The sequence below is a fragment of the Bacillus sp. AFS037270 genome (assembly GCF_002585305.1).
Genome location: NZ_NUNF01000062.1, coordinates 1 through 12,011 on the forward strand (window position 1 = coordinate 1; position 12,011 = coordinate 12,011).

12 protein-coding genes and 1 pseudogene are annotated in these 12,011 nt (G+C 38.7%); 2 read left to right on the top strand and 11 right to left on the bottom strand.

The features are described 5' to 3' along the window. Positions 1 to 375: hypothetical protein (locus COD92_RS32285; protein ID WP_176550475.1), on the top strand; the 375-nt coding region annotated here is incomplete at its 5' end. A gap of 118 nt (positions 376 to 493) precedes the next feature. Here the strand turns inward: COD92_RS32285 and COD92_RS25440 are convergent. The 3 genes from COD92_RS25440 to COD92_RS25445 are packed head-to-tail and all read right to left on the bottom strand — an operon-like array spanning position 494 to position 2,562. Further along, complete coding sequence (locus tag COD92_RS25440; RefSeq protein WP_098530161.1) at positions 494 to 1,423, bottom strand: DnaB-like helicase C-terminal domain-containing protein; 930 nt, start codon at positions 1,421 to 1,423, stop codon at positions 494 to 496. Next, a complete protein-coding gene (locus tag COD92_RS32290; RefSeq protein ID WP_176541187.1) occupies positions 1,407 to 1,574 on the bottom strand; it encodes a hypothetical protein in 168 nt (55 codons plus the stop codon). Before COD92_RS32290 ends, COD92_RS25440 begins: the two co-directional genes overlap by 17 nt. Positions 1,575 to 1,590: 16 nt before the next feature. Continuing rightward, a complete protein-coding gene (locus COD92_RS25445; RefSeq protein ID WP_255286638.1) occupies positions 1,591 to 2,562 on the bottom strand; it encodes a DnaD domain protein in 972 nt (323 codons plus the stop codon). 727 nt (positions 2,563 to 3,289) lie between these two features. Here COD92_RS25445 and COD92_RS25450 point away from each other — a divergent pair. Then, positions 3,290 to 3,538 carry a hypothetical protein gene (locus tag COD92_RS25450; RefSeq protein ID WP_098530160.1) on the top strand — a complete coding sequence of 83 codons (249 nt, stop codon included), beginning with the start codon at positions 3,290 to 3,292 and terminating at the stop codon, positions 3,536 to 3,538. A 418-nt stretch (positions 3,539 to 3,956) separates the two neighbouring features. On the opposite strand, the gene COD92_RS25455 is transcribed toward COD92_RS25450, so the two are convergent. The 8 genes and pseudogenes from COD92_RS25455 to COD92_RS32535 form a co-directional block, all read right to left on the bottom strand. Next, positions 3,957 to 4,961, bottom strand: a complete 1,005-nt coding sequence (locus COD92_RS25455; RefSeq protein ID WP_098530159.1) for a YetF domain-containing protein — start codon at positions 4,959 to 4,961, stop codon at positions 3,957 to 3,959. Positions 4,962 to 4,996: 35 nt separating this feature from the next. Beyond that, positions 4,997 to 5,461: a flavin reductase family protein gene (locus tag COD92_RS25460; RefSeq protein ID WP_098530158.1), complete on the bottom strand. Its 465-nt coding sequence runs from the start codon at positions 5,459 to 5,461 to the stop codon at positions 4,997 to 4,999. A 106-nt stretch (positions 5,462 to 5,567) separates the two neighbouring features. Continuing rightward, on the bottom strand, positions 5,568 to 6,386 hold the full coding sequence (locus COD92_RS25465) for an alpha/beta fold hydrolase (protein ID WP_098530157.1): 819 nt from the start codon (positions 6,384 to 6,386) through the stop codon (positions 5,568 to 5,570). 154 nt (positions 6,387 to 6,540) lie between these two features. Further along, positions 6,541 to 7,518, bottom strand: a complete 978-nt coding sequence (locus tag COD92_RS25470) for a catechol 2,3-dioxygenase (protein WP_098530156.1) — start codon at positions 7,516 to 7,518, stop codon at positions 6,541 to 6,543. Positions 7,519 to 7,542: 24 nt separating this feature from the next. Then, a complete protein-coding gene (locus COD92_RS25475; RefSeq protein ID WP_098530155.1) occupies positions 7,543 to 8,745 on the bottom strand; it encodes an acyl-CoA dehydrogenase family protein in 1,203 nt (400 codons plus the stop codon). Between the two features lie 368 nt (positions 8,746 to 9,113). Further along, positions 9,114 to 10,946, bottom strand: a complete 1,833-nt coding sequence (locus COD92_RS25480; RefSeq protein WP_098996630.1) for a helix-turn-helix domain-containing protein — start codon at positions 10,944 to 10,946, stop codon at positions 9,114 to 9,116. 496 nt (positions 10,947 to 11,442) lie between these two features. Further along, complete coding sequence (locus tag COD92_RS25485) at positions 11,443 to 11,679, bottom strand: VOC family protein (protein ID WP_098530153.1); 237 nt, start codon at positions 11,677 to 11,679, stop codon at positions 11,443 to 11,445. Positions 11,680 to 11,729: 50 nt separating this feature from the next. Next, positions 11,730 to 11,929, bottom strand: a pseudogene (locus COD92_RS32535) (2-keto-4-pentenoate hydratase); the annotation flags it as partial. Between the last annotated feature and the right edge of the window lie 82 nt (positions 11,930 to 12,011).

Here is a 12,011-nt window from a genome sequence, read left to right on the forward strand (position 1 = left end):
GTCGGTGGCGCTGTCGTCGGCGGCGCTGTCGTCGGCGGTACTGTCGTCGGCGGCACTGTCGTCGGCGGCACTGTTGTTGGCGGCACTGTTGTCGGCGGCACTGTTGTCGGCGGTACTGTCGTTGGCGGTACTGTCGTCGGCGGTACTGTCGTCGGTGGCACTGTTGTTGGCGGTACTGTCGTCGGCGGTACTGTTGTTGGCGGCAGCCACCAAGGGAAGTTATATTTTTTTTCGTGTGTTCCCATTTTATTTAAAGTAAATAAATATTTAGTTGTGATTTCAGATTCTTGTAGAAAATGTAACAAAAAACTTGCTTCATTCCTGTTATCTCTAAATATTAAAAATCTATTATCATCTTTATATTTGTTACAATGATTTGTTACTTTAGGATCCAAACGGGACGAGTTTATTTTTATATACAACGCCCTTCCCCCTCTCATAGGAAACTGTTACTTACTATTAATTTAACTATTTAGTTTTAAAAGATTTTAATCTATGGCGTATGCTTCAAGTAATCCCGAATATCAGACATCATCGGTCGTTTATCGGCTCTTGATTCCACTGAGCGATTAAGCTGCGCCAAACAAATGACGGGGCAATTAAAATCCTTCGCCATCGTTTTCAAAGATTTAGATATTTCCGTGACCTGTAGGTGGGAATTTCCTCCGTACATTTGACCTGATTGGATCAATGTTAAGTAATCAATTAAAAGGATCGGTTTCTTGGCTGGAAACTGATTCATCATTTTCCGCGTTTTTGCTCTTATTTCGGCAATGGATTGTCCTGCCCCATCAAAAATTTGCATATGGGTATTATTGAGAGCACTAATCACATCAGACCATTTATCCTTTTGACTTTGACTGAGCATTCTTTTCGGATCCCGCATTTTTGCACGGTTAAAACCCCCTGTTGAAGCCATTAATCGGGTGGTAATAAGCTTTTCAGGCATTTCCAAGGAAAATACGAGTGGCAAGTAACCTGCCCAACCTGTCATTTTGGCAAAATGAAGCATCACATCGGTTTTCCCCATCGAGGGTCTTGCGGCTAGTATCGTTACTTCCCCGTCCTGGAACCCTCCTGTCACTTCGTCGAGCTTTATGATGCCCGTTGTGGCACTTTTCAGCGTTGCTTGATCTTCCCAAGGTGCCTCATAGATATGGGACAAAGCTTGTTGTAAAGACGTGTGATCCACCATCTTCATTTGATTAATCTTGTCCAATTTGGCAATGACTTTTGCAATCTCCCAATCGTTCAGGGCTGCAATCGTCAAGATATTTCTCTTCTCCCGTTCCTTCCATAGGTCAAGAATGAGCTTCTCCGTGCCTTCAAATTTTTCAAGATCCGCAAACGATAACAGCCCGATAGGTAAGACATTCCCCCGAATGAATCGAGATGTGGTAAGGTAGTCAAGGTGATAAATCAATATTCTTACCGGCCCGGTTTAACTCGACCATTTTTCTCATTAATTCTTTATGCCGTGTACTTTCTAGCTGTTCAGGCTGGACCACGGTATCCTTGAGTAAATACCCTGCTTTCATTAAGCACCCTAAGAACACTTTTTCCACCACACTCATCACTCTTCACCCGCCGTTAGATCGAGTTTAAAACCACTTGGAATTTGTCTCCCGGAGGTATCGTAGATTGCTTAAGCTTGGGCATAGGTTTTTGGTTGTTCTCATGATACGAATCTATTTCTTCAACCGTCAGAAGAGATTCATTTTCCCAGTTTTTCAGAATTCCAACCACATAACTCAGCCTTCGCTTGTTATTGGCACAGGCAATATTCATCGCTTTTAAAATGACCTCTTTCGGCTGTAGGAAGCTGGAATCCTCTAACCAAGCTAACAGCTGCTGTTTCGCATTGATGTTTGAAAAACCAAATCCATTGTAGTCCCAAAACTCAACGATTTCTTTCACATCTTTTTGATTACTATGTAATGGATTCTCGATGTCTGGATTTTTCTCTAGATTCAGATTAAAAGATTCTTGTTGTTGTTTTTCTTTTTCTTCTTCTTTTTCTTTTTGTCCACCTGTCGTATAACGATGCGTTAACGTATCGTCACACACTCCATATGGAGGTTCTAGATATGTATCCTTTTCATCTTGGCCGCTAGCATCGTTGCCGAACATCATCTCTTCTTGTTCACAAAAAGATTCATATAGGCTGCGAATTTCCTGTTTTTGAATAGGTTCCAAAACATATTGAATTAGTGAGAGATCCTCTACCTCCTTTAACTCGGAAAAAATACAATCCATCACTGGTTTTCCTCCTTTATGAAGATTATCTTTTCCCCAGTTTTTAATCGCGAGTTCTCTCGTCTCAGGATTGTAGCGGATCAACTTGTGATGCAGGATAAATCGTTCCATTATCGAATGAACACTCTCAATCGAATAGCCGAGATCGAAGGCCATTTGTTTTTTGGTAATCTTATAGATTCCAATTTGAGTTGTATGTGGATTCGTTAGAAGATAGAGGTAAAAATATTTATCCTCCGGGGTCATCTCTTCTGAAACAATTGGATTCTTCCAAAAATCAGTACGTACCATTCTAAACTTTGCCATCTTTCCATCACTGCCTTTCTTCTATTAAAATTCCTTCATGCTTGATATATAAATAAATGAAGAAAATGGTCATATGTTTTTCAATAGAATGTGAATAGTTTATGACACTATTTCTTCACCTTGTCCTTTGAGGCGGCTTTATGTAAAAGCCTCCGTCTTTTAGCACTTCTACCATATCGAGATTTGCAGGCCAAAGCGAATTTCACTTTTTCGAATTTGAGGACACTTTTAGCGTTTTTTGCGATTTAGCGCGATTTTTGTTCCTTTTTTGTGTGGAGGCATTTATTTTTCTTAGGTTATAGGAAAATCCTACAGAATTTACAGCAATTGGCCATTCTCAAACCAAATGGTGTAAAGCTCTCGAACTGAATATTCATCCATTCAGGTATTGGTTAAAGAAAATGGTTTAAATCCATATTATTATCTATTTGAAAATTTACCCAACATTGATCTGACAGATAAAAGTGCCTTGGATGAATTACTGCCTTGATCAACAACACTTCCTATCCTTTGTATAGTTTTTAAAAACTTACCTAATAATAACGCGATCCCCATCTGGATGACAGGTGGGGATTATTTTTGGCTCACGTTTAATAAGAGTACAAATATATAAACGAGGTAGAATTCCCCTCAAAAATATTTTTCGGACAAGGCCGTATATTAGCCTTTACGAGTAAATATTTTTTTCATAATCTATAACAAGTTTAATTGAAAGGAGGACATACAAGTGCAATTAGATTATAATCAAGCATTGAGATTAGAAGGCAAAATGATTAAGTATAAAAATGAAAACAATAAATGGTCGATTGGAAGAGTTGCAAAGGTGACGAAAAAAGGTCTTGAAATTGAGGAATTAAGTTCCTCTAGTTCAAGTAATGGCTACGGTTATGGTTTTTGGGGACCAGGACCATGTTTTAGAGCACCCGTTTTCTTCCCATTTGTGAGTATCAATTTTTTCCCTTTCTTTTTTTGGTAAGAAAAAAGAGATATAATCACTATAAAACTAATTTTGATTAGTTCTTTAATCCCTTCCTTTTGTAGAAATTCTCCTTCATAAAAAATAAGCCAATATGTAAACAAAGTATTGTTTTTATTGGCTTATTTACATACTATAGTTTTGTTATACCGCCTATCCCCACATATCCCTTATTTGCATTAAAAATCATTTGGCCTTCCGTTTATTTCAAAAATTCATACTATTAATATTACTATTACTATTATTTTCACCTAATGTGAACGTTTGTGTCCCAGTCCATTGAAATTTTTGGAAATTCCTTTGCTTCCTAACTCCTCTATTTATGTAGTAAAGAAATGCTCGATTCGAGGAGATCCCTTTTATAAGGGTTTCCACTTGATATTTATAATAAAAAGCATTGCAAAGAATGCAACACTTTTTAGAGAAGTAAATTAATATTGTTCTTTTGATCAATATGAAGAGATCCATCAGTTTGGATTTTCGCATAAAATACATCTGAAAGCGATACACCAGATTGTTTTAATTGATCATCGAGCCATGTTTGGGATAAGTTTAGCTTTTGTAAGCTTTTTTCCATAACTTTTCCATCTATAATACAAAAAGTATGATCCTTTTTCCCCGTTTGAACCTTTTCAGCCTTCATCCGCCGATGCCAGACGATGGTCAAGGTTCCTTCGAGCCATGACGGAATCTGATCTAAACTAGTAAGCGTTACGCCTTTCTCTATTACCATCACTTCGGTCTGAAAAGATGTGCTCTCATTTTTCAATGTAACATCATATCTTCCAGGAGCAGGGAGTGTATAGTGCGAATAGGGAGTTAAAAAGGTTCCAGTGCCTTTGCATTTTGATTCGTAAGAGTGCCCGATGAGATAGGGCAGCTCCTGGACATTCCCATCTAACAGTAGTTGTCTGATACGAGTCGAACTGATTTTTTCTCCTTTGTGCTCCACCTTATCGACCGTAGTTACCTCAATCCGATCTCCGGAATCTTGTTTTAGTGTATCCATATTTCCTGCACCTCGGCTGCCATAAGAAAAGTCATATCCTGCTACAGCATGAAATACACCCAGATTAACTAGGTATTCCTTTACAAATGCCTGAGGTGACAACCCTGAAAACTCTCTATCGAACTCCACAAGGTAAAAAGTATCAACACCTAGTTCACAAAGCCTTTTTTCTTTTTCGGACTGCGGCATTAAATAGTGAAAACACGCCTTCCCCCCGATGACCGTTTTCGGGTGAGGAAAGAAACTCATGACTGAAAGAGAGACTTGTCTTTTCTTAGCTTCCTGCCATGCGGTTTGAATCACTTTTACATGCCCATGATGGAGACCGTCAAAACACCCAAGTGCCATAACATTTGCGCTTGCTATTTCCTGATAAGCAGCCAAATTTTCCTTATTTAAATAGATCGTTTCCATACAGTCTCCTTTCATGTTCCAAAAATGAAATCAGCTTATACTTCTGCCAATGCACGGTATTTTCCGTTGAAGAAAACAAGCGGTTCCTTCTCTTCAAGGTGAATATCGGTTACTTTTCCAATAAACAAAGTATGATCTCCTTCCACATGCACCGTGGATACTTCACAAGCCACCTGTGCGGTCGCGCCTGCTAACACGGGTTTGCCATCTAGACGATCAAAAACAACTTCACGAGGTTCCTTGATTTGTCCCGCAAAAATCATCGATAGCTCCTGTTGATCCGCAGCTAAAATATTCACGGTAAAGATCTTGCTTTCCTTGATTTTATTTAAAATTTTTGCTCTTTCTCCAATTGAAATGACAACGAGCTTTGGATCAAGGGATACAGACATGAAGGCATTTGCTGTCATACCATGTATATCTCCATCAAGTTCTGTGGTAATCACGGTTACTCCTGTTGCGAATTTTCCCATTGCCGTTCGAAATTGACGATCATCCATTTCTATCAACCTCCCAAGATTATTTTTATGTAGCAGGAATATTGAAATTACCCACCTTTACTTTTCGAAATCCTCCATCACACGTAAGGCTCATCCTAATGATTCATTATTTAATAAATCTTAAAATATTCTCCACGAACGGCTCGGTTTTTTCGATTTGTGTCCAATGGCCGCACTCATTAAATACATGTAGTTCTGCATGTGGAAGCAATTCAATAAGACGATAGCTTGTATCTTCAATAGGAATAACCCTGTCATTAAAGCCATGGAATAATAGTGTTTGTACGTTTATGCTTTGAATTTGTTCATCCGTTAACGCCAATTCGTCCAGTTTTTGTTGGCGAGGCTCTGGGAACATGGCCGAAAATGCATCTTTCACCTCAGGTTCCATACTAGCTTCATAGCGAAGACGGACTAGTTCTTCATTTTTCGCTGCTTTTTCATCATAAGAGAATAGCTCGATTAATTCTCGCATGGATTGCAAACTTGGCTCATAACCCCAAACACGTTCTAACCCTTCTGAAATTTGGTGCTTGATGCCAACACTCCCCATTAAAATTAATTTTTTCACCAGGTCCGGTCTATGGTAGGCAACATGGAGTGCTAATGCGCCGCCCATTGAATTGCCGACTAAGTGAACAGGCTCATCAGACACGGATTCAATAAAGCTAATTAAATGCTGTACCCACAATTCAACGGTATATTGATGATCGGGGAGTTTATCCGTCTTACCAAAACCAATAATATCTGGTGCAAATACATGATAGGATTCACTTAAGCGTGGGATAATTAATCGCCAGTTTGCGAAGGCAGATACACCTGGTCCTGACCCATGTATTAAAATAATTTTTTCTGCTCCACTCCCTTCCTCATGATAGTGTGTGTTAATCCCATTCACATCCATATATTTTGTGATAATCGTCATAACCCATTGCTCCTTCCATCTATTAAAAAAGAGATAGAGGAAACTATTGAAAGCTTCCTCTCGCTTTTAGATTCCATACATTGTGAGCTTGTCCGTTAGGGAGAAGTCCATGTTTCCCCTTTCAACAAGCTCACCTTTAACGATTCGCCATCGTTTATTTTATTGGTGCAACTTCCTTTTTCCTCACTGGTGTTCCATATTCAAAGAACTCTTGTGGTAAATTAGAACCGTACCAAATAATGGCATGCTCTAAATCTTTCCCTTTCCATTCAACCGTTTTCCAATCTGGGTCAAAAATTTGATAACCCGTGTCACCGAATAATTCAACACGATTGCCCCCAGGTTCGATCACATATAGGAAGTAAGCCTGAGAGACACCGTGCTTGCCAGGACCTGCTTCAATTTTAAAGCCGTGCTCTACCAATAATTCACTTACATCCATTAAATGTTGGGGATACCCGTACCAGTAGCAAATATGATGCAATCTTCCCTTTTCAGCTAACGCATCTCCCATGATGGCCACTTCATGCACTAATGAGTTTGAACTTAACCATGCTGCTACATCTGTATTATCATCATTTAGAATACGTTCGCGCACTTTAAATCCAAGTGCATTTTCTAAAAACTCAACGTTTTTATTTGTCTCGTTCGCCAGTACATTCACATGGTCTAAGCGACGTACAGGTACTCCGCGACGTGGACGTTTTTGCGGTCGATTCAGAAGTGGTGTTGCCTGCTCTTCATTCGGTTTGAAATATTCAACCTCCCAAAGAATTTCCATTTTATGACCATCTGGCGTTGTGAACTGATACGCTGGTCCATGACCGACATCGCCTTCAATCCAGCCCGTTCCATAACCTGTCGCTTCAATCTCTCGTACACGACGCTCTAGAGCTTGTGGAGAAGTAGCACGCCATGCCACATGCCCAAGACCTGCTTCCTCATTTTTGGTAATGATCAGTGTATGATGATAAAAATCCTCGTAAGCACGCATATAAACAGAATCACCTTGTCGGTGCGATTCTTCCATCCCTAAAATCTCTTTAAAAAACCAAACGGACTCTTCTACTTTAGGACTATAAATTTCAATATGTGCCAAATGTGCCACGTCAAAAATAGGTTCTTTCATCATTTCACATTCCCTCCAAAGTTTTATTTACCAAATTGGGTTTCCTTTAAAGCCAAAGATTGACTTGCCATATGAGCCAAGCGCATCTTCGTAATGGTGTGTCGGATGAGAAGCCGCTGTCATAATGTCACGCACAAACAATTCGGTAGGCTGCCCTTTAAATACGGAGTTTCCACCTAAAGTTAGTAAAATACGGAGCGCCATCTCAGAAGTCGTTTTTGATATATGCGCACGAATCCCGAACAATCTTTCACGCTCTTCTTCATCCAATGTACGAATGCGATTTTGTTGATAATACGTTAACCTTTCAACATAATCATTTGCTAAGCCTTTTAAGGAACTTAATTGTAGCTTTAATTCCGCCAATACACGTTGACTACTAGCTGCTTCTTTTTCATTTGAATTATTGTTAAAAATACGAATCCGATTTTCTGTTTTTTCTTGGAAAATATCAATCAATCGTTCTATACCGCCAATCTGAATAAATTGGAAGCCCATTAAGAACCATGGGATATATGGTACATTGAAAATTTGATAGTCAGGCTCAAAATTGCCATCTACCGGGCCTGCACCGTTAATAACACGGGCTGCATGGAAAATTCGATTCGGCGGTATGTAAACGTTATTAACTTTCACCGCGTTACTCCCTGAGCCACGTAAGCCCATTGCGTCCCAGTTATGGACGATTTCCGCTTCCTCTTTATTCAAAATAAATAAACAATATTCTGGCTCTGTCCCATCCTTTAGCTGGGTGATTGCGCCTAGTCCAATCCAATCACTCCAAAGCACTCCACTACAGAAGTTCCATTGCCCTGAAAGGCGATAGCCTTCGCCATCCTCTGTTACTTTCCCAACAGGGGCAAATACATCAGCCATTAAGCCACCATGTCCATACAATTCATCACGGCTTTCTTTTGGTAAAAAGGCAACCCAGGTTTCATGAATAACAAAGAAATAACTTAACCATGCAGCGGCGATACTATGATTCGCGATTGTGCGGATCATTTCGCCAAAAGTAAAGTAATCTAAATCTTGGCCGCCATATTCTTTTGGTCGTAAAAGTTTATGAAACCCAGCTTCTTTTATTTTTTCAATTACTTCATCTGGAAGCTTTGAATCTTGATCTGCCTTTAAAGCGTATTTCTCAGCTAATAATCCGACTTCCTTTGCCATCATAAGAAGTTCTTCTTTGTTGGGAGTCTTTTTCACTTCTAAAAGATTAACTGCCATATACCTTCCTCCTTTAAAGTAAACGTTTTCAAATTCCATAAAGCTTCTACCACTGATTTGAATTATAATATTTAGAATATTTTAAATATACCTACGATACATATTGAATTTTGATTGTTTTTAAAACGTTTCCTACTAAATACTATCTTTATATATTTAATTGGATTGCGTAAACTAGAACAAAAGCGCAAGCGCCTTGGTTAGCCCCGACAAGCATAAGACGAGCCGGCNNTGACCTCGAGGGGCTAGGCGCTGGAGCTGGACGTATCTAAACCTGTAAAAAGTTATCCACAAGTAGTAAATCTATAATTTCCTAGAACACGAAAAAGCCTTGTCCATCAACAAGTGATTGGGCAAGGCCTTATATGTTAAATCTCAATTTTTCCTTTTGCTTTTAAAATATTGATGGCTAAATAAAGCGTGAAGGCATATTGTGTGTCATTCAGATCATGGTTTAAAATCTCACTAATTTTGGCCAATCGATAGCGTAATCCGCTAATCGACATGGATAATTCCTTCGCGGTATTGTTAATACTGCTACCATTATCTATATAGGCATATAACGTTTTTATTAACTCAAATTCATTGTCATCTACTTCTAACAACCTACCAATATGTTGATTCACAAAGCGCTCAATCAACACATCATCTTGTATCTGGAATAAAACGCTTTCAATTCCAAGCTCTTCGAAGTAATATACATTTTTTCGATTGTTTGTTGTACGTAATGCCGCCAATGTCTCCTTATATAGCGTGACCGTTTGTGAAAACTCCTGGATGACAGAACTTACACCAACAGAGATCCTATATTTTGGGAAGCGCCGTGAACAATGCTTTAACAATTGATCAATAAACGTAGACTGTGATAGATGCAAACTTTCAAAAGTAGGGTACTCCATTAGTATAATAATTTTGTTGAGTTTTTGTGAAACGATTGAATTGATCTTGCACTCTTTCAAAAATAGATGAATATGACGAATCAATTCTTCATTAAACGCGATTTCATGTTCGATTTTTGATTCCTTTACAAATCGTTCTAACGTTATCATCCAATATGTTGAGGAAGGATTGAAATCTAAATAATAGGCGATTTTATACATTTCTTCCTTTGCTAATCGACCTTCCAAGATATCATTTAAAAAGCTCCGTTTAATCGTTTGCTCCGTATTAACTTTTATACTTTCATTCATTAATATAAGCGAAGACGTTATGGCGGCCTTTTCAATAATCATATAATCAAGCTCATTAGGCTGATTCTCTCCCGTATAAACAAAAGAACAATAGCCTTTCATTTGCTCTCCATTAATAATCGGGGTGCGTAACAAGGAAAGCTTTTCTGAATAACGTACAAATGCCGTGTTCGAATCTCTAAATGTATGTAAAGTAAGTGGATTTGGAAGGTTTCCCGATTTTACTATAATTTGGTTATATTCATCCTCAATAAAGACTGTTAAACCAGTCGTTTCAAATAAAATATCAACCACTTTTTGTAACCCTTGGTTCGACAGTAGTTCCTCAATTAATTGCCGGTGTATATCGCTCGCTTTACTTAAATGGTCCCGCTCGATTTTTAATTTCGCTGTTATTTCATCGAGTTCCTTGATCATGCTATTTGCTTGATAATAACTCAGGTCACTCGTAATTTCTTCTCCCCATTTTTCAATTGGCATACAAATACATTTGCATTGCTCGCTGCCCATCGCACGACATTCAACTTCCTTAACAAGGATCGGCTGTTGCAACACTTTTGATAAGTAACCGCTCGCATATCCACACAAGGTATAACAAACAGGCTCTTTACTAAGGCCTTTGGCTTTTAAATATTGAGACGCTTCAAACGTATTAATCCAAAGGACTTCAATAAAATTGCACTTCTTATTCTCATCAAAGCTCATTTCCAAAATTTCCACTTTATTTAAGTAACCATGCAACCTGTGAAATTTAGGACCTGCATGGACCAAATCCATCTCATCGTCCCATTGCAATGACATGGCTTTTTCTGCATCACTCACACCACAATGCCAGCCGTAGCGAATAAATACGCCCCTTGTTCGTTCCTCGCCTATGACCGTAATGAGCTCATTTTTCAAATTGGTTCTTGCTTCAATAGGGATTGAAATTATTCGTTCATAAAATTCATTCAAAACTGTTTCTTTAGGTGATTCAAAAGCATTCTTTATGTGCATTGGCTTAAAACTCATTTTTTTCTCAACCCCTTAGTTTGTGCTCAATCGAACAAATGAATAGTTATCATATACCACGATGGAAATTCTATTCTTTCACGTTCACATTTTTTTGTTTTGCACTCTATGCTACCATAATTTAGAGGGTACAATTTTCATTCTAACATATTTTTCTGAAAACTTAGATATTATTAAGTGAAATTTAAGCTAATCCTCAACAACTATATCACTGTCGTACAATCCGATGGAAAAGATTATGCCCTTGAGATGATACATGATGTCTAACTACGTTCGAGCGCTGAACCGCGAAAACCGACGGCGCATCGGCGTCGTCGGTTTTCGTGTTGAAGCTCTTCTCCGCCCGGCAGCGGCACGATGCCGGTACCCAGTGGAGCTTTTTACATGCCATACTAAATAAAACTTTGATTTTGTTCTAAGCCAGCATTTCCCCAATCTGAAGAGGATTTGCTGCAAACGGCTTACCTGCCGTCCCCTTCTCTTCCATTCTACTTATCTACTTAATTGTCATATGATCGATTTTAATAGGTGGTATGCCATTAAACTGATGTGTATTACGCATCGGCAATGCTTTAATCGTCCCAAATTCATTTCGAATCTCAACTTGCTTCATCGAATGATAAAAGACTACAGTATGTCCATTTGGCTCAGCAACCTTTAAGCATGAACTAAGACCTGGATAGATACCTTCAGCCACATACTCATTTCGAATACCCATTTGTGATTGTGCCATTCTTTTAACTCCAGTAAAAACTCTTTACTCGAATCTCGTCAACCACTCTCTAAATCCTTTTTCAAAACAAAAGCAATTTCCCCATCAACTTTAGGTTGGAACAATGTTTTCAGTGAAACATCTCTCCAACCTTCACTTCCATAGAATGAAATAAATGACCATAATCAGGTTGATCCACTCCAAGTAGGTTTTGCATCGCTATAGAAGTAAGCCCCATTTTCTTACCACTAATCATTTCGCCAGCTTTCAGTGTCGAAGCCTTTAAAGCAGCCATTACCTCTGGCTTATAATATTTTCCTAAAAAATGTGGAACCTCATCGACTAAACCTTCA

What these genes read in the sequence shown, in the direction of transcription:
- COD92_RS25460 (WP_098530158.1), bottom strand. Translation starts at nt 5,461, where the DNA reads ATGGATGATCGTCAATTTCGAACGGCAATGGGAAAATTCGCAACAGGA.
- COD92_RS32290 (WP_176541187.1), bottom strand. Translation starts at nt 1,574, where the DNA reads ATGAGTGTGGTGGAAAAAGTGTTCTTAGGGTGCTTAATGAAAGCAGGG.
- COD92_RS25445 (WP_255286638.1), bottom strand. Translation starts at nt 2,562, where the DNA reads ATGGCAAAGTTTAGAATGGTACGTACTGATTTTTGGAAGAATCCAATT.
- COD92_RS25465 (WP_098530157.1), bottom strand. Translation starts at nt 6,386, where the DNA reads ATGACGATTATCACAAAATATATGGATGTGAATGGGATTAACACACAC.
- COD92_RS25480 (WP_098996630.1), bottom strand. Translation starts at nt 10,946, where the DNA reads ATGAGTTTTAAGCCAATGCACATAAAGAATGCTTTTGAATCACCTAAA.
- COD92_RS25475 (WP_098530155.1), bottom strand. Translation starts at nt 8,745, where the DNA reads ATGGCAGTTAATCTTTTAGAAGTGAAAAAGACTCCCAACAAAGAAGAA.
- COD92_RS25470 (WP_098530156.1), bottom strand. Translation starts at nt 7,518, where the DNA reads ATGATGAAAGAACCTATTTTTGACGTGGCACATTTGGCACATATTGAA.
- COD92_RS25455 (WP_098530159.1), bottom strand. Translation starts at nt 4,961, where the DNA reads ATGGAAACGATCTATTTAAATAAGGAAAATTTGGCTGCTTATCAGGAA.
- COD92_RS25485 (WP_098530153.1), bottom strand. Translation starts at nt 11,679, where the DNA reads ATGGCACAATCACAAATGGGTATTCGAAATGAGTATGTGGCTGAAGGT.